This is a genomic window from Streptomyces sp. NBC_00335 (assembly GCF_036127095.1).
In the GTDB taxonomy this organism is placed as follows: domain Bacteria; phylum Actinomycetota; class Actinomycetes; order Streptomycetales; family Streptomycetaceae; genus Streptomyces.
Genome location: NZ_CP108006.1, coordinates 6,828,195 through 6,843,961, shown reverse-complemented (window position 1 = coordinate 6,843,961; position 15,767 = coordinate 6,828,195). Strand labels below are relative to the sequence as shown.

The following is a 15,767-nucleotide window of genomic DNA, read 5'->3' as shown; positions in this document are numbered from 1 at the left end:
CATGACGGCCTACGAAGATCTCCCGCCCATCGAGTTCGCCTTTCCCGGGCCGCTGCGCGATCTGCTGGTGGCGGCGGTCCTGAGTGGCGCCAAGACCACGACCACGGGAGTCCTCGCCGACTACGAGGCGGCGGGGGACCCGCTGCCGGTGGCGGGCGAGATGATGGTGATCGTGGACTCCGCCGAGCGTCCGGTGGGTGTCCTGGAAGTGACGGACGTACAGGTGCTGCGGCTGGCGGACGTGGGGCTTCGGCACGCGCTGGACGAGGGCGAGGGATTCACGTCCGTGGCCGAATGGCGCTCCGGTCACGAGGAGTTCTGGCACGGCCCGCAGATGCGGGAGGCCATCGGCGACCCGCACTTCACGGTCGACGACGACACCCCCGTCGTGGCGGAGCGGTTCCGCCTGGTGACCCGCCTGCCCCTGCCCTAGGGGGCAGGGGCAGGTGCCGGGGTCAGGAGACGGCCGCGGACGCGGCGCGGCCCGCCGCGCGGCCCGAGAAGATGCAGCCGCCGAGGAAGGTGCCTTCCAGGGCCCGGTAGCCGTGGACGCCGCCGCCGCCGAAGCCGGCCGCCTCGCCCGCCGCGTAGAGGCCCGGGAGGGGTTCTCCCGTGGCGGTCAGGACGCGGGAGGAGAGGTCGGTCTCCAGGCCGCCCAGGGACTTGCGGGTCAGGATCGAGAGCCGGACGGCGATCAGCGGGCCCGCCGCGGGGTCCAGGATGCGGTGCGGGGCGGCGGTGCGGATCAGTTTGTCGCCGAGGTACTTGCGGGCGCCGTGGATCGCCGTGACCTGGAGGTCCTTGGTGAAGGGGTTGGCGATCTCCCGGTCGCGGGCGACGATCTCGCGGCGGACGGTCTCCTCGTCGAGGAGCCCGTCCTTGGTGATCGCGTTCATGCCGCGCACCAGCGCGGAGAGGTCCTTCTCGACGACGAAGTCGGCGCCGTTGTCCATGAAGGCCTGCACCGGTCCGGGGACGGCCTGGCGCGCCCGGTCGATGACCCCGCGGACCGACTTGCCCGTCAGGTCCGGGTTCTGCTCGGAGCCGGAGAGTCCGAACTCCTTGCCGATGATGCGCTGGTTGAGGACGAACCAGGTGTGGTCGTGGCCGGTCTTCATGATGTGGTCGAGCGTGCCGAGGGTGTCGAAGCCCGGGAAGAGCGGTACGGGCAGCCGCTTGCCGGTGGCGTCGAGCCAGAGCGAGGACGGGCCGGGCAGGATGCGGATGCCGTGCTTGGCCCAGATCGGGTCCCAGTTCTCGATGCCCTCGGTGTAGTGCCACATCCGGTCCTTGTTGATGTGGCTGGCGCCCGCCCCTTCCGCGATGCCCAGCATCAGGCCGTCCACGTGGGCCGGGACCCCGGAGAGCAGCCGCGCGGGCGGGGTGCCCAGGCGGGCCGGCCACTGGGCCCGTACGAGGTCGTGGTTGCCGCCGATGCCGCCGCTGGTCACGATCACGGCCTGGGCGCGCAGGGAGAACTCCCCGGTGGCCTCGCGGCCGCTCGGGGTGCCGCGTACGGCGCCGGAGGGGGCCAGGACCTCACCGGTCACGGTGTCCAGGGTGCCCGCCGTACGGGAGAGCCCGGTGACCCGGTGGCGGAACTTCAGCTGGACCAGTCCGCGGGCCACCCCGGCCCGTACCCGCCGCTCGAAGGGCTCCACCAGGCCGGGGCCGGTGCCCCAGGTGATGTGGAAGCGGGGGACGGAGTTGCCGTGGCCGTTCGCGTCGTAGCCGCCGCGCTCCGCCCAGCCGACGACGGGGAAGAAGCGGACGCCCTGGGCGTGCAGCCAGGGGCGCTTCTCGCCGGCCGCGAAGTCCACGTAGGCCTCGGCCCAGCGGCGCGGCCAGGCGTCCTCCTCGCGGTCGAAGCCGGCGGTGCCGGCCCAGTCCTGGAGGGCCAGCTCGCGGGTGTCCTTGATCCGCATGCGGCGCTGCTCCGGCGAGTCGACGAAGAACAGGCCGCCGAAGGACCAGTGGGCCTGGCCGCCCATGGACTGCTCCGGCTCCTGGTCGAGCAGGATGACCTTGCGGCCGGCGTCGACGAGCTCGGCGGTGGCCACGAGGCCCGCGAGCCCGGCCCCGATCACGATCACGTCTGCGTCGTACGTCATGTGGAACCCGTCCTCCGTCGGTGGTGGGGCGATCCTTTGCTACGGAGCGGTAACCAGTCAACAGGAGCGGAGGGATCACCGTATGAGCGCGGCCGACGAGGTACTGGACGTGGTGGACCGGGAGGACCGGGTGACGGGGCGCGCGACGCGGGGCGAGGTGTACGCGGCCGGGCTGATCCACCGCTGCGTCTTCGTGCTGGCCCGGGACGGGCGGGGGCGGATCTTCACGCACCGGCGGACGGCTTCGAAGCTGGTCTTCCCCTCGAACTACGACATGTTCGTGGGCGGGGTGGTCGGCGCGGGCGAGAGCTACGCGGGGGCGGCCCTGCGGGAGGCCGAGGAGGAGCTGGGGGTGACGGGTCTGGAGCAGCCCGATCCGCTGTTCAAGTTCCTGCACGAGGGTCCGGGCGGGGCCTGGTGGAGCTACGTGCACGAGGTGCGCTGCGAGCTGCCGGTCCGGCCGCAGGCCTCGGAGGTGGCCTGGCACGCGTGGCTCTCCGAGGAGGAGGTGGCGCGGCGGGTCGCGGACGGCTCCTGGCCGTGGGTGCCGGACGGGCTGGATGCGTACCGCAGGCTGCTGGAGTTCCGCTCGGAGCGCAGGCGGACCGGGGCGCCAGTAGATTGAGCTGGTGATCGACTTCGTCAAGGACGTGCGGCTGTGGTTCGCGCCGGCTCGGGTACGGGACGAGGGCGAGACCCCCGACTACCGCTTCTCGCTGGCCAACGAGCGGACCTTCCTGGCCTGGATCAGGACCGCCCTGGCCCTGATCGGCGGCGGGTTCGCCGTGGACCAGTTCCTGCCCGACCTGCGGTGGGCGGTGCGCGTGGGGATGGCCATCGCGCTGCTCGCGGTGGGCGCGGCCTGTTCCCTGCGCGCGGTGAACCACTGGGTGCGGTGCGAGCGGGCCATGCGGCGCGGCGAGGACCTGCCGATGTCCCGGTTCCCGGTGGTGCTGAGCCTGGGGGTGGGGCTGGTCGCGGTGGCGATGGTGGTGGTCGTCCTGCTGGGCTGGACGAAGGGGCGGTGAGCTCCCCGGCCGACGCCGCCGACCGCGAGGGTCCCGAGGGCCGTGACGCGGGGCTGCAGCCCGAGCGGACCCGGCTCGCGTGGCGGCGTACGACGCTGTCGTGCGCGGTGGTGGCCGTACTGGCGCTGCGCCAGGCGCTGAACGCGGCGGGCGGCTCCCCGGTGGCGGTCGCCGGGGTCGCGGTGATCGCGCTGTTCTGGCTGGCGTTCATGGGGGTGGCGCACCGGCGGGTGCGGGAGCTGGCGGCGGCGCGGCCGGCCGGGCTCTCGGCGGGTGCGGCGCTGGCGGCGACGGCGTGCACGGTGGGCCTGGCGGTGTTCGCGATCGCGCTCATCGGGTGAGCCGATGAACCGATGGTCCGCCTTGTCCCGCCACCCAGGGCACGCAGCGGACAGAACGGGCGATCAGTGCCTTTCCGCACTAGCGTCGGCCCCATGACGACCCTGCACCAGGAACACCCCGCCCAGGAGCACGCCCACGCCCACGGTCCGGACTGCGGCCACCGGGCGGTCGAGCACGGCGACCACGTCGACTACGCGCACGACGGCCATCTGCACCGCGAGCACTCCGGACACTGGGACGAATGCGAGCCCGCCGGGCACGCCCCGCACACGGCCCACGAGCACGCCCACGGCACGGACTGCGGTCACGACTCCGTCCCGCACGGGGACCACGTCGACTTCCTGCACGACGGGCACCGGCACGCGGAGCACGACGGCCACTACGACGATCACTGACGAGCACTGATGGCTGCTGGCGGCTGCTGGCGGCCGCCTGCGGCTGCCGGCGGGCGCCGACGACCGCTGACGGCCGCCGAGGCGCCCACTGACGGAGTTCCCCTCCCCCCGGGCCGCCGTGACTGGCAGGATGCCGAAGGCCCGTCACAGCGACCCGGGGAGAGCGCGGATGCCCGCCGAAGACCCGTACCTCGTCCAGCCCGCGCCCGGGGTGTACGCCTACGTGCAGCCGGACGGCGGCTGGTGCCTCAACAACGCCGGCTTCGTGACCGACGGCGGCCGGACGCTGCTCGTCGACACGGCGGCCACCGAGCGGCGGGCGCTGGCCCTGCGCGCGGCGGTACTGGCCGCCGGGGCGCCGCTCCCCCGCACGGTGGTCAACACCCACCACCACGGTGACCACACCTACGGCAACGGCGTGTTCGCCCCGGAGGCGCTGATCCTGGGGCACGAGAACGCGCGGTCCGAGCAGCTCGCCGCCGGGCGCCAGCTGGAGCTGATCTGGCCGGCGACCGACTTCGGCGCCGTGGACATCACCGCTCCCGATCTGACCTACGGCGACCGCATGACCCTGCACGTCGGGGAGACCGAGGTGCGGGTCATCCACCCGGGCGTCGCGCACACCACGGGCGATTCCATCGTGTGGCTGCCCGGGCAGCGGATCGTCTTCACCGGCGACCTGGTCTTCGCGGAGGGCACGCCGTTCCTGGCGATGGGCTCGCTGGCCGGTTCGCTGCGGGCGCTGGAGCTGCTGCGCTCGCTCGGCGCGGAGACGGTCGTACCGGGACACGGGCCACTGACGGACCCCGGCGCGTACGAGGCCACCGAGCGCTATCTGCGGTACGTGGCCGAGCTGGCCCGGGAGGGCCGTGCGAAGGGGCTGACCCCGCTGGAGGCGGCCCGGGAGGCCGACCTCGGGGAGTTCGGCGCCTGGCGGGAGAGCGAGCGGCTGGTGGCCAACCTGCACCGGGCCTACGCGGAACTGGACGGCGAGCCCGAGGGGGCCGCGCTGGACATTCTGGCGGTGTTGCGGGACATGACGGTGATGAACGGCGGGACGCCGATCCTCTGCCACGCCTGACGGGCGGGGCCCTGCGGACGGGGCGGGCCGGAGACGGCTTCGGCTCATGCACTGGACGGCATACCGACTGGTCGGCATCATGGGTCGCGATCGTTCTGTCGTCGTCAACTCCTTACGGAGGCGCGCACCATGACCTCAGCCCCGGACCCGGCCCCCGCACCGGATCGCTCTGCGGCCCCCTCCGCAGCCCCCTCCGGCCCGCGAGGCCTCGATCTGGAGCGCCTGCGGGACCATCTCGACCGGGCCCGGCCGGGCCTGGTGGCCGGGCCGCTGACCGGCCGGCTGATCGAGGGCGGCCGCTCCAACCTCACGTACGAGGTGGGTGACGGGAGCTCACAGTGGGTGGTGCGCCGGCCGCCGCTGGGGCACGTACTGGCCACCGCGCACGACATGCGGCGCGAGCACCGGGTGATCGCGGCGCTGCACGGCACCGCCGTGCCGGTGCCCGAGCCGCTGCTGCTGTGCGAGGACGAGGCCGTGCTGGGGGCGCCGTTCTACGTGATGGAGTACGTGGACGGGGTGCCGTTCCGGACGGCCGAGCAGCTCGCCGCGCTCGGCCCCGAGCGGACCCGGCGCGCGGTGCTGGGCCTGGTGGACACCCTGGTCGACCTGCACGCGGTGGACCCGGAGGCGATGGGCCTGGGCGATTTCGGGCGGCCCGAGGGCTTCCTGGACCGGCAGCTGCGCCGCTGGGGCAAGCAGCTCGCGGCCTCCCGGGGGCGGGAGCTCGCCGGCATCGACGAACTGCACGGCGCCCTCGGGCGGGCCCTGCCCGACTCCCCCGCGCCCACGGTGGTGCACGGGGACTTCCGGCTCGACAACGTGCTGATCGGCGGCTCCGACGACCGGATCCGGGCAGTGCTGGACTGGGAGATGTCCACGCTCGGCGATCCGCTGACGGACCTCGGGCTGCTGGTGATGTACAGCTCCGACCTGGGCCTGACCGACTCCCCGGTCAGCACGACCAGCGCGGCCCCCGGCCATCCGGCGCCCGCCGAGCTGATCGAGCGGTACGCGGCCCGCTCGGGCCGGGACACCTCACAGGTCGCCTGGTACACGGCCTTCGCCTGGTTCAAGCTCGCGGTGATCCTCGAAGGCATCCACTACCGCTTCACGCTCGGGCAGACCGTCGGCTCGGGCTTCGACCGGATCGGCGAGCTGGTCCCGGTCTTCATCGAGCACGGTCTCACCACACTCCGGCAACCGCACGAAGGCTGAGGAACCCCATGGATTTCGCATTCGACGCCCGCACCGAGGAACTCCGCGGACGGCTCCTTTCGTTCATGGACGAGTACGTCTACCCGGCGGAAGCCGTCGCCGCCGAGCAGCGCGCACGGCTGGCCTCGCCCTGGGACACCCCGGCCGTGTTCGGTGAACTGAAGGCCGAAGCGCGCCGCCAGGGACTCTGGAACCTCTTCTTGCCCAACGCGGAGCACGGCGCCGGGCTGACCAACCTCCAGTACGCCCCGCTCGCCGAGATCACCGGCCGCAGCCCGCACCTGGCGCCGACCGCGACGAACTGCGCGGCTCCGGACACCGGGAACATGGAGCTGCTCTCGCAGTTCGGGAACGAGGAGCAGAAGAAGCAGTGGCTGGAGCCGCTGCTGGCCGGGGAGATCCGGTCCGCGTTCGCGATGACCGAGCCGGAGGTGGCCTCCTCGGACGCCACGAACATCGAGACGCGGATCGAGCGTTCCGCGAGCGGCGACGAGTACGTGATCACGGGCCGCAAGTGGTTCATCTCCGGGGCCATGAACCCGGACTGCAAGATCTTCATCGTCATGGGCAAGACCGACCCCGAGGGCGCCGACCCGCGCCGCCAGCAGTCCATGATCCTGGTCCCCCGGGACACTCCGGGGGTCGAGATCCGGCGCGCGATGACCGTGTACGGGTACGAGGACCACGACCACGGCGGCCACGCCGAGGTCGTCTTCGACGGGGCCCGGGTGCCGGCGGAGAACCTGATCGGCGAGGAGGGCGGCGGCTTCGCCATCGCCCAGGCCCGCCTCGGGCCGGGCCGGATCCACCACTGCATGCGGCTCATCGGCATGGCGGAGCGGGCCATCGAGCTGATGTGCCGGCGCGCGGTGGGCCGTACCGCCTTCGGCAAGGAGCTGGCCGCGCAGGGCGTCGTACAGAACTGGATCGCGGACGCCCGGGTCACCGTGGAGCAGCTGCGGCTGCTGGTGCTGAAGACGGCCTGGCTGATGGACACGGCCGGCAACCGGGGTGCGCACACCGAGATCCAGGCCATCAAGATCGCGACCCCGCGGGCGGTGGTGCGGATCCTGGACGACGCGGTGCAGCTGCACGGCGCGGGCGGGGTGAGCCAGGACTTCCCGCTGGCGGAGCTGTGGGCCGCGGCGCGGACGCTGCGGCTGGCGGACGGGCCGGACGAGGTGCACCAGCGCTCGCTGGCGCACCGGGAGCTGAAGCGGTACCGCTAGCGGACCTCCGGCGGGCGTGGCGGAGGACTTCGGTCCCGCGGGAGCGGACCTTTAATGGTCCAGACCACTGGGGAAGTCCGATATATTCGGGATGTCCCCCACTGAAAGTGCCCTTCGCCATGCCCAGCTCCACCCTGGCCCCCGCCGCCGCGCCGCACGCCACGGCCTCCCCCGTCACCGCGTCCGCGGCTCCGGCGGTCAAGGTCGCCAACCCCGGCCCGCTCGGCCTGGCGGCGTTCGCCCTCACCACCTTCGTGCTCAGCCTCTTCAACTCGGGGCTGATCTCGAACGCCGCTCTCAGTGCCGTCGTACTGCCGCTGGCGCTGTTCTACGGCGGCCTCGCGCAGTTCGTCGCGGGCATCATGGAGTTCCGCCGCGGCAACACCTTCGGGACCACGGCGTTCGTCTCGTACGGCGCGTTCTGGATGTCCTTCGCGGGCTACGTGAAGTTCGTCGTCCCGACGCTGCCGGCCGACCAGGCGCACGTGGCGACCGGCTGGTTCCTCGTGGCCTGGTTCATCTTCACCGCGTACATGTCGATCGCCGCCATGAAGCTGGACGTCGCGCACCGCGTGCTGTTCGTCTCGCTGGCACTGACCTTCCTGTTCCTCGCCCTCGGCGACCTGGCGCAGAGCACGGCGCTGGGCCACACCGGCGGCTTCCTCGGCCTCTTCACCGCGGGCGTCGCCTGGTACATCTCCTTCGCCGTGGTCGCCAAGGAGACCTGGGGCCGCGAGGTCGCACCGCTCGGCTAGGAGCTCTCCACGGCCACCGGTGCGGGGGTGGCAGCGGCGGCGGGGTGGCCCGCCGCCGTCTCGATGACCTCGTCCAGCACCTCGCGGGACCGGAGCAGATCGGCGATCAGCCGGTCGATCCGGTCCCGTTCCGTTTTCAGCTCGGCGACGAGCGCGGGCGTGGCCCGTACGTTCGGCCCGCCGTCCGCATCGCGCATGCAGGGCAGGATCTGCCCGATCTTCGCGCTGTGCAGTCCGGCCGCGTAGAGCTCCTGGATGCGGATGACCCGGTCCACCGCCCGCTCCGTGTAGTCGCGGTGGCCGCCGGGCGTCCGGTCGGAGACCAGCAGTCCCTGCGTCTCGTAGTACCGCAGCGAACGCTCGCTGACCCCGGTGCGCGCCGCCAACTCCCCGATCCGCATGTGCACTCCACCCCGGGTCCCGACTTGAATCTGACATCAGCGTCAGGTTTTACGGTACCGGCATGACTCAGACACAGCAGGTCCCCGCCGCATCCCGTCTCTTCGAATCCGCCCGCCTCGGCGGCCTGGAGCTCCCCAGCCGCCTGGTGATGGCGCCGCTGACCCGCAACCGGGCGGGGGCGGACGGGGTCCCCGGGACCCTCATGGCCACCTACTACGCCCAGCGCGCCTCGGCCGGTCTGATCATCGCCGAGGGCACCACCCCGAGCGCCGTCGGACAGACCTACCCGAACATCCCCGGCATCCACAGTCCGTCGCAGATCGCCGGCTGGCGCCGCGTCACCGACGCCGTGCGGGCCGCCGGCGGGCGGATGTTCCTCCAGCTGCAGCACGGCGGCCGGGTCGGGCACCCCGACACCAGCGGGCACGTACCGCTCGCGCCCTCGGTGGTGCGCTTCCCGGAACCGCTGCAGACCCCCGGCGGGCTCCGGGAGGCCGTCGACCCGCGGGAGATGACGCCCGAGGACATCGCGGCGACCGTCGCGGACTTCGCGAAGGCGGCCCGCCACGCCGTGGAGGCGGGCTTCGCCGGGGTGGAGGTGCACTCCGCCAACGGCCACCTGCTCCACCAGTTCCTGGCGCGGAACACCAACCTGCGCACGGACGGGTGGGGCGGGTCGGTGGCGGGCCGGATCCGGTTCACCACCGAGGTGGTCCGGGCCGTCGCCGAGGCGATCGGCCCCGAGCGGGTCGGCGTACGGATCTCCCCCGGAGTCGAGGTCAACGGCGTCGAGGAGGGCGACACCGAGGAGATCTACCCGGCCCTGGTCGAGGCCCTGGCGGAGGTCGGGCCGGTCTACCTGCACCTGGTCCACGCCGACCCGGACCAGCCGCTCTTCCGGAAGATCCGCGCGGCCTGGCCCGGCACCCTGATCGCCAACCCCCGGCTGTCCCACGAGGAGGTCGCCTCCGACGGCGGCGAACGGCGGGCCGGGGCGCTGCTGGCCGGGGGCGCCGACCTGGTGGCGCTCGGGCGGGGGTTCCTCGCCAACCCCGACTTCGTGGAGCGGCTGCGCACCGGCGCACCGCTCAACGAGCTCCGCCCGGAGCTCCTGATGTACGTGTCCGGGCCGGAGGGCTACACCGACTACCCCGCGCTGCGCCCCGCGCCCGCTACGGGCGCAGTGCCCGCATCAGCAGGTCCGCGAGGTGGTCGGCCACCTGCTGCGGCGTGAGCGGGCCGCCCTCGCGGTACCAGGTCGACAGGTGGTGGACGGAGCCGAAGTGGTAGTCCACCACCAGGTCGGCCGGGGTGGCGTCGGAGAAGACCCCGGTGCGCTGGCCCTCTTCGACCAGCGCGCGGAACCGCTCGTGGTAGCGCCGGCGCTCCGCCCGGACCTGCTTGAACTTCTCCGGGCTGAGCTGGTGCATGGAGCGGAAGAAGATCGCCGCGTCGTCCAGGTTCTCGATCGTGGTGACCACGACATCGGCGGCCGCGGCGCGCAGCCGCTCCTCCACCGGCGCGTCGGAACCGGCCACCGCGTCGAGGCGCTGCTGCTGGAGCCGCAGCATGCGCGCGTACACCTCGTGCAGCAGGTCGTCCTTGGATCCGAAGTAGTGGTAGAGCGCGCCCTTGGTGACCCCGGCCGCCTCGACGATCTCCTGGACCGAGGTGCGGTCGTAGCCCCGCTCGGCGAACAGCCTGGTCGCGACGGCGAGCAGCCGGCGCGGTACCGGGGCCTCGTGCGCCCCGACGGTCTCCGTCGTGGTCTTGGCGGCCATGGCTGTCGCCTCCCTTTCGTGGTGCTCTCTGGTGGGGTTCCGTGCGGCCGCGGTCCGGCCGTTTTCAGCCGTGGTCGCGGTCGCGCAGTTCCCGTCGCAGGATCTTGCCACTGGTCGTCTTCGGAAGGACAGGCAGGATCTCCACCCGGCGCGGGTATTTGTACGCGGCGAGGCGCTCGGCGCAGTACGCGGACAGTTCCGCCGGGTCGGCCGCGGTCCCGGGGCGCAGGCTGACGTAGGCCTTCACGCTCTCCCCGCGGTAGGGGTCGGGGATGCCGACGACGGCCGCCTCGCGCACGGCGGGGTGGGTGTAGAGCACGTCCTCGACCTCGCGCGGCCAGACCTTGAAGCCGGAGGCGTTGATCATGTCCTTCTTGCGGTCGACCACGTAGAGCCAGCCCTCGGGATCCATGAACCCGACGTCTCCGGTGCGCAGTTCGCCGTCCGGGAAGGCCTTGGCCGTGTCGGCGAGCAGGCCCCAGTAGCCGGGGACGACCTGTGGTCCGCGTACGGCTATCTCCCCGGTCTCCCCGAAGGGGACCTCGGCGCCGCTCTCGTCGAGGATCCGTACGAGGGTGTCGGCGCCGGGCACGCCCACGGAGAGGGTGCCCGAGGCCGGGTCCACGGGGGCTTCGTGGTGGACGGGCACGGAGGCGCAGGGGGCGGTGCACTCGGTGAGGCCGTAGCCGTTGCGCAGGTAGAACCCGTAGGCGGCGCGGAGGCGTTCGACCAGGGCGGGCGGCAGGGGGGCGCCGCCGGAGGAGACCACCTGGAAGGAGGCGAAGTGGTCCCGGGTGGCTCCGGGGTGGGCGGCGAGCGCCATGAAGGCGGTGGCCGGGCCCACGGTGTAGGCGGGGCGGTGTTCGAGGAAGGCGTCGAGGACGGCTCCGGCGTCGAAGCGGTGGGCGAGGACCAGGGTGCCGGCGTTGGTGAAGCAGGCTGCGAGCTCGCACACCATGCCGGTGATGTGGAAGAGCGGGGCGAGCGCGAAGTAGCCGGAGCCTTCGGGGAGGGGGTGGCCGGTCACCTGGCGCATGGCGTTGTGGGTGAGGGCGCCGTGCGGGTTCATGGCGCCCTTGGGGGTGCCGCTGGTGCCGGAGGTGTAGCTGATGAGGGCGGTGTCGGCGGCCTTGAGCTCCGGAGCGGGCGGGGCGGGGTGGCCTCGGTGGGCCACGGTGTGGAGGTCGGCCGCGTCGGCCGCCTGCTCCGGGCGGCCCGGCGCGAGGACCCGTACGTCGTCGCGGGTCTGGAAGTCCAGGTCGCAGGCGGTCAGGACGGTGCGCACGGCGGTGCCCCGCATGGCCCCGCGCAGGTACGCGGACCAGGCGCCGGCCTCGCAGACCAGGGCGGCGGCCCCGGAGTCGCGCAGGATGTGGCCGACCTCGCCGGACTTGTACATGGGGTTGAGCGGGACCACGACCGCCCCGGCCTTCCAGGCGGCCAGGACGGCGAGGACGAAGTGCGGGGTGTTCTGGAGCATGACGGCGACCCGGTCCCCGCGGCGGATGCCGTCGGCGGCGAGGTGGCCGGCGAGGGAGTCGGAGAGCGCGTCGGCCTCGGCGTAGGTGAGGCGGCCGTCGAAGTAGGCGAGCGCGGTGCGGCCGGGGGCGCGGGCGACGGCGGCGCGGAAGGCGTGCAGCACGCTGGGCGGCGGTGCGATCGGGGCCCGCTGGGCCGGGCTGAGCAGGCCGACCCAGGGCTTGGTGGCGTAGCGGGAGGGCGGGGGCGTCGTGGCCGCGGCGCTCACCGGGCTTCCCACTTGCGCTGGAGGTGGTTCATGCCGCTCAGCCAGCGGTCCGGCTCGGTGGCGCGGGCCGCGTAGAAGTCCGCGACCTCGGGGTGCGGGAGGATCAAGAACCGGCCCTTCTCCATGCCGTCGAACAGTGCGTCCGCGACCGCTTCCGGCTCGATCGCGGTCGGCGCGAGGACCAGCTCGCCCGCCGATCCGGAGGCGGTGAGCATGTCGGTCCGGACCCCCTGCGGGCAGATGGCGTGGACCTGGAGCCCGCGGTGGCGGTAGGTCAGCGAGAGCCATTCCGCGAAGGCGAGCGCGCCGTGCTTGGTGACACTGTACGGGGCGGCTCCGATCATGGTCAGCAGCCCTGCGGCCGAGACGGTGGACACGAACCGGCCGCTCCCGCGCTCCAGCCAGTCGGGCAGCAGCAGCCGGGCGGCGCGGACGTGGGCCATGACGTTGGTGTCCCAGGCCGCCTCCCAGACGGCCTCGTCGGCGAAGGCGTCTCCGCCGGAGGCGAGGCCCGCGTTGGCGCAGTAGACGTCCACGGTGCCGCCGAGCGCCTCGCGGGCCTGCGCGGCCACGGTCGAGGCGTCGCCGGGCACCGCGACGGCGCGGGCGCCGATCGCCTCGGCGACGGAGGCCGCCTTGGCGGGGTCGAGGTCGTTGACCGCGACGGTCGCCCCCTCGGCGGCGAAGCGGTGGGCGAGGGCGGCTCCGATGCCGCCGCCCGCGCCGGTGACGACGACTCGCTGGTCCTGGAACGCGTTCACGGGTCAGCCCTTCGTGTGGTGGTGCCTCGGGTGCCTCGGCGCCCTGTGCGGCTGAGCCGCCTGCCGGATCACGGGGCAGACTAACCAGTCGGTATGTGCGAGTGGAAGGGTGCGGAGCCCTACTTTGGCGCGATGACGCTGTCGCGACGCGGGTTGCTGGGTCTGGCCGGGGCGGCGGGCGCCGCGGGCGCCCTGGGGGCGGGAGCCCCGGGACCCCCGGGAACGCAGCCGGTGGGCGCGCCCGGCGGCCGGGTGCGGACCGGATTCGAGCGGCTCGCCGCGGACGGGTACGCGGTACTGGCCGGGCAGCGGGTCGGGGTGGTCACCAACCCGACGGGGGTCACCGCGGACGCCCGCCACCTGGTCGACGTACTGCACGCGGACGAGCGCGTGGACCTGGTTGCGGTGTTCGGCCCCGAGCACGGCTTCCGGGGCACCGCCCAGGCGGGCGGTTCGGAGGGGGCCGGGCGGGATCCGGCGACCGGGCTGCCCGTGTACGACACGTACGACAAGAGCGGGCAGCGGCTCGCGGACGTCTTCACGGCGGCCGGCGTCGACACCGTCGTCTTCGACATCCAGGACGTCGGCGCCCGCTTCTACACCTACATCTGGACCCTCTACGACTGCATGCGCGCGGCCGCCCTCGCCGGCAAGGCGGTGGTGGTGCTGGACCGCCCCAACCCGGTCGGCGCCCGGCGGGCGGCCGGGCCCGTCCTGCAGCGCCCGTACGCGAGCTTCGTGGGCCGGGAGCCGATCGCACTGGCGCACGGGATGACGGCGGGCGAACTGGCCGGGCTCTTCGCGGGCGAGTTCCTCCGGGGAGCCGGCGCCGCCCCGCGGCTGGAGGTGGTGCGGATGGCGGGATGGCGGCGGGAGTCCTTCTTCGAGGAGACCGGGCTGCCCTGGGTGCCGCCGAGCCCGAACATGCCGACGCCGGGCACGGCCCTGGCGTACGCCGGGACCTGCCTGTTCGAGGGGACGAACCTGTCGGAGGGGCGCGGTACCACCACCCCCTTCGAGCTGGTCGGCGCCGAGGGCGTGGACCGGCGGTGGGCGGAGGTGGCGAACGCGCTGGAGCTGCCCGGCGTGTGGTTCCGGGAGGCCTATTTCACGCCTTCCTTCTCCAAGCACGCCGGGAAGACCTGCGGCGGGGTCCGGCTGCTCGTCCACGACCGGGAGGCCTTCGATCCGGTACGGGCCGGGATCGGGCTGCTGGTCACCGCGCGGCGGGTGTGGAGCGGCTTCGCGTGGCGCTCCGACCAGTGGATCGACCGGCTGACGGGCTCGGACCGGGTCCGGCGGATGGTCGACGCGGGGGCGGGCGTGGAGGAGATCGCGGGCGACTGGGCGGCGGGGCTGGCGGGGTTCGCGGCGGTACGGGAGGAGTACCTGCTGTATCCGTGAACCGGTGGGCGCGCAGGGGCTGGCCGGGCGGCCCGTTCCGCAGGATGCTGCGGAACAGGGACACGGCGTGGAGGGGGGCGTCATGGTGCACATCGGCGGGACGGTGCCTGCGAGGGCGACGGGGACGGCGGCGGGGATCGGGGCCCGGCCGTACGTGGAGCTGACCTTCGACGCGCAGGGCGACGCGGGCCCGGGCGCGCGGGAGGCGGTCTTCGGGATCGAGGCCACGGACCTGCTGGTCTTCGCCCACGGATGGAACTCCGACCGGTCCACCGCGATCCGGCTCTTCGACCGGTTCTACGCCCCCTTCGCGGATCTGGTGGGGACCGGGGTGCGGCTGGGGTACGTGGGGGTGGTGTGGCCCTCGATCCGCTTCTCGGACGAGCCGATACCCGACTTCGACGCCCGGGGCGCGGTGGAGGGCGCCGTGGTGGGTGCCGCGGAGCCGGGCCACGGAACGGCCCTGGACCCGGCCACCCGGCGGTCCCTCGGCGCCTTCTGGCCGGGCCGGGCGGCGGAGCTGGACCGGATCGCCGAGCTGCTGGAGGAACGGCCCACGCGAGAGGGCGACTTCACCGAGTTCGGCGCGCTCGTACGGGAGCTGGCCGGGGTCGACGGGGTGGGCACGGGCGACGATCTGGCGGCGGCCTTCGCCCCGCGCGAGGTGCCGGACTTCCTCAGCGGGGACGTCCTGCGGGTGTGCCGGGAGTTCACTGACGCCCTGGCCGAGGCGGGCGCCACGTTCCCCGGGGGCGGGGCGGGCGCCGGCGGCTCCCCCGGCTCCTCGGCCGGTTCCTCGGCCGACTCCTCCCCCGGCTTCTCGGCGGGCGGCGGCATGCGGACGCTGTGGAACGGCGCCAAGGAGGTGCTGCGGCAGGCCACGTACTACCAGATGAAGGCGCGGGCCGGGGTGGTCGGCGAGCACGGCCTGGGGCCGCTGCTGGCGGAGCTGGCCGGCCGCCGTCCGGCCCTGCGCGTGCACCTCATCGGACACAGCTTCGGCGGCCGGGTGGTCTCCTTCTCGCTGCGCGGGCTGCCGTCCGGGGCGCGGAACGTGAAGTCCCTGACCGTCCTCCAAGGAGCCTTCTCCCACTACGCGTTCGCCGACAGCCTGCCGCACGACCGGGGGCGCGGGGGCGCCCTGCGCGGACTGCAGGACCGGGTCGACGGGCCGCTGACCGCCTGCCACTCCTCCTACGACTCCTCCCTCAAGGTCTTCTACCCGCTGGCCTCCCGGATGGCCGGCGATTCGGCCGGTCTGCTCGGTTTCGACGAGCGGTGGGGCGCGATCGGGCACGACGGGGTGCGGGGGGTGCCCGGAGCCCCGCGGCTGACGCTGGACGCGGCGCTGCGGGGCGGCCTGCCCGCCACGGGCTGCGTGAGCGTGGACGCGGGCTCCGTGGTCCGCCGCGGCGGGGCCCCCTCGGGGGCGCACAGCGACATCTGCCACGAGGAGCTGGCCCGGCTGGTGGTGCTCGCGGGGCGCATGGGGCGCTGAGTTTTGGCCATGTGC

General features: G+C 73.6%; 17 protein-coding genes. 12 read left to right on the top strand and 5 right to left on the bottom strand.

The window, feature by feature from the left end; genetic code table 11:
• Position 1 precedes the first annotated feature (1 nt).
• Entirely contained in the window at positions 2-433 is a 432-nt protein-coding gene (locus tag OHA37_RS31050; protein ID WP_266910076.1) for an ASCH domain-containing protein, read from the top strand.
• Between the two features lie 22 nt (positions 434-455).
• Here the strand turns inward: OHA37_RS31050 and OHA37_RS31045 are convergent, their stop codons facing one another.
• Complete coding sequence (locus tag OHA37_RS31045; protein ID WP_266910074.1) at positions 456-2,111, bottom strand: FAD-binding dehydrogenase; 1,656 nt, start codon at positions 2,109-2,111, stop codon at positions 456-458.
• 82 nt (positions 2,112-2,193) lie between these two features.
• Between OHA37_RS31045 and OHA37_RS31040 the strand changes: the two genes are divergently transcribed.
• The 8 genes from OHA37_RS31040 (at position 2,194) to OHA37_RS31005 (ending at position 8,159) form a co-directional block, all read left to right on the top strand.
• Positions 2,194-2,736, top strand: a complete 543-nt coding sequence (locus OHA37_RS31040; protein ID WP_266910072.1) for an NUDIX hydrolase — start codon at positions 2,194-2,196, stop codon at positions 2,734-2,736.
• A gap of 4 nt (positions 2,737-2,740) precedes the next feature.
• The gene (locus OHA37_RS31035) at positions 2,741-3,139 is read left to right on the top strand and encodes a YidH family protein (protein WP_266910070.1); all 399 of its coding nucleotides are present in this window, start codon (positions 2,741-2,743) and stop codon (positions 3,137-3,139) included.
• On the top strand, positions 3,136-3,480 hold the full coding sequence (locus tag OHA37_RS31030) for a DUF202 domain-containing protein (protein WP_266910068.1): 345 nt from the start codon (positions 3,136-3,138) through the stop codon (positions 3,478-3,480). The genes OHA37_RS31035 and OHA37_RS31030 overlap by 4 nt, the downstream gene beginning before the upstream one ends.
• 93 nt (positions 3,481-3,573) lie before the next feature.
• Positions 3,574-3,876 carry a hypothetical protein gene (locus OHA37_RS31025; protein WP_266910066.1) on the top strand — a complete coding sequence of 101 codons (303 nt, stop codon included), beginning with the start codon at positions 3,574-3,576 and terminating at the stop codon, positions 3,874-3,876.
• A 169-nt stretch (positions 3,877-4,045) separates the two neighbouring features.
• Positions 4,046-4,957: an MBL fold metallo-hydrolase gene (locus tag OHA37_RS31020; protein WP_266910064.1), complete on the top strand. Its 912-nt coding sequence runs from the start codon at positions 4,046-4,048 to the stop codon at positions 4,955-4,957.
• Between the two features lie 129 nt (positions 4,958-5,086).
• Entirely contained in the window at positions 5,087-6,175 is a 1,089-nt protein-coding gene (locus tag OHA37_RS31015) for a phosphotransferase family protein (protein WP_266910062.1), read from the top strand.
• 8 nt (positions 6,176-6,183) lie between these two features.
• Positions 6,184-7,404: an acyl-CoA dehydrogenase family protein gene (locus OHA37_RS31010; protein ID WP_266910060.1), complete on the top strand. Its 1,221-nt coding sequence runs from the start codon at positions 6,184-6,186 to the stop codon at positions 7,402-7,404.
• Positions 7,405-7,523: 119 nt separating this feature from the next.
• Positions 7,524-8,159 (top strand): acetate uptake transporter, encoded by a 636-nt coding sequence (locus tag OHA37_RS31005; RefSeq protein WP_266910058.1) that lies wholly within the window; start codon positions 7,524-7,526, stop codon positions 8,157-8,159.
• Here the strand turns inward: OHA37_RS31005 and OHA37_RS31000 are convergent.
• Positions 8,156-8,560: a MerR family transcriptional regulator gene (locus tag OHA37_RS31000; protein WP_266910056.1), complete on the bottom strand. Its 405-nt coding sequence runs from the start codon at positions 8,558-8,560 to the stop codon at positions 8,156-8,158. The genes OHA37_RS31005 and OHA37_RS31000 overlap by 4 nt on opposite strands.
• A 62-nt stretch (positions 8,561-8,622) precedes the next feature.
• Here OHA37_RS31000 and OHA37_RS30995 point away from each other — a divergent pair, with 62 nt between their 5' ends.
• Positions 8,623-9,795, top strand: a complete 1,173-nt coding sequence (locus OHA37_RS30995; RefSeq protein ID WP_266910054.1) for an alkene reductase — start codon at positions 8,623-8,625, stop codon at positions 9,793-9,795.
• Here the strand turns inward: OHA37_RS30995 and OHA37_RS30990 are convergent.
• From OHA37_RS30990 to OHA37_RS30980, 3 genes are all read right to left on the bottom strand, one after another.
• Entirely contained in the window at positions 9,734-10,342 is a 609-nt protein-coding gene (locus OHA37_RS30990) for a TetR/AcrR family transcriptional regulator (protein WP_266910052.1), read from the bottom strand. The genes OHA37_RS30995 and OHA37_RS30990 overlap by 62 nt on opposite strands.
• A 64-nt stretch (positions 10,343-10,406) precedes the next feature.
• On the bottom strand, positions 10,407-12,089 hold the full coding sequence (locus OHA37_RS30985) for a class I adenylate-forming enzyme family protein (RefSeq protein ID WP_443046236.1): 1,683 nt from the start codon (positions 12,087-12,089) through the stop codon (positions 10,407-10,409).
• Positions 12,086-12,850, bottom strand: coding sequence for an SDR family oxidoreductase (locus OHA37_RS30980; protein WP_266910048.1), 765 nt, complete (start codon positions 12,848-12,850; stop codon positions 12,086-12,088). Before OHA37_RS30980 ends, OHA37_RS30985 begins: the two co-directional genes overlap by 4 nt.
• 132 nt (positions 12,851-12,982) lie before the next feature.
• Here OHA37_RS30980 and OHA37_RS30975 point away from each other — a divergent pair, with 132 nt between their 5' ends.
• Positions 12,983-14,254 carry an exo-beta-N-acetylmuramidase NamZ family protein gene (locus OHA37_RS30975; RefSeq protein ID WP_266910046.1) on the top strand — a complete coding sequence of 424 codons (1,272 nt, stop codon included), beginning with the start codon at positions 12,983-12,985 and terminating at the stop codon, positions 14,252-14,254.
• Between the two features lie 82 nt (positions 14,255-14,336).
• Complete coding sequence (locus OHA37_RS30970) at positions 14,337-15,752, top strand: serine-threonine protein kinase (protein ID WP_266910044.1); 1,416 nt, start codon at positions 14,337-14,339, stop codon at positions 15,750-15,752.
• Positions 15,753-15,767: the final 15 nt, after the last annotated feature.

What these genes read in the sequence shown, in the direction of transcription:
- OHA37_RS31050 (WP_266910076.1), top strand. Translation starts at nt 2, where the DNA reads ATGACGGCCTACGAAGATCTCCCGCCCATCGAGTTCGCCTTTCCCGGG.
- OHA37_RS31045 (WP_266910074.1), bottom strand. Translation starts at nt 2,111, where the DNA reads ATGACGTACGACGCAGACGTGATCGTGATCGGGGCCGGGCTCGCGGGC.
- OHA37_RS31040 (WP_266910072.1), top strand. Translation starts at nt 2,194, where the DNA reads ATGAGCGCGGCCGACGAGGTACTGGACGTGGTGGACCGGGAGGACCGG.
- OHA37_RS31025 (WP_266910066.1), top strand. Translation starts at nt 3,574, where the DNA reads ATGACGACCCTGCACCAGGAACACCCCGCCCAGGAGCACGCCCACGCC.
- OHA37_RS31020 (WP_266910064.1), top strand. Translation starts at nt 4,046, where the DNA reads ATGCCCGCCGAAGACCCGTACCTCGTCCAGCCCGCGCCCGGGGTGTAC.
- OHA37_RS31015 (WP_266910062.1), top strand. Translation starts at nt 5,087, where the DNA reads ATGACCTCAGCCCCGGACCCGGCCCCCGCACCGGATCGCTCTGCGGCC.
- OHA37_RS31010 (WP_266910060.1), top strand. Translation starts at nt 6,184, where the DNA reads ATGGATTTCGCATTCGACGCCCGCACCGAGGAACTCCGCGGACGGCTC.
- OHA37_RS31005 (WP_266910058.1), top strand. Translation starts at nt 7,524, where the DNA reads ATGCCCAGCTCCACCCTGGCCCCCGCCGCCGCGCCGCACGCCACGGCC.
- OHA37_RS31000 (WP_266910056.1), bottom strand. Translation starts at nt 8,560, where the DNA reads ATGCGGATCGGGGAGTTGGCGGCGCGCACCGGGGTCAGCGAGCGTTCG.
- OHA37_RS30995 (WP_266910054.1), top strand. Translation starts at nt 8,623, where the DNA reads ATGACTCAGACACAGCAGGTCCCCGCCGCATCCCGTCTCTTCGAATCC.
- OHA37_RS30990 (WP_266910052.1), bottom strand. Translation starts at nt 10,342, where the DNA reads ATGGCCGCCAAGACCACGACGGAGACCGTCGGGGCGCACGAGGCCCCG.
- OHA37_RS30975 (WP_266910046.1), top strand. Translation starts at nt 12,983, where the DNA reads ATGACGCTGTCGCGACGCGGGTTGCTGGGTCTGGCCGGGGCGGCGGGC.
- OHA37_RS30970 (WP_266910044.1), top strand. Translation starts at nt 14,337, where the DNA reads ATGGTGCACATCGGCGGGACGGTGCCTGCGAGGGCGACGGGGACGGCG.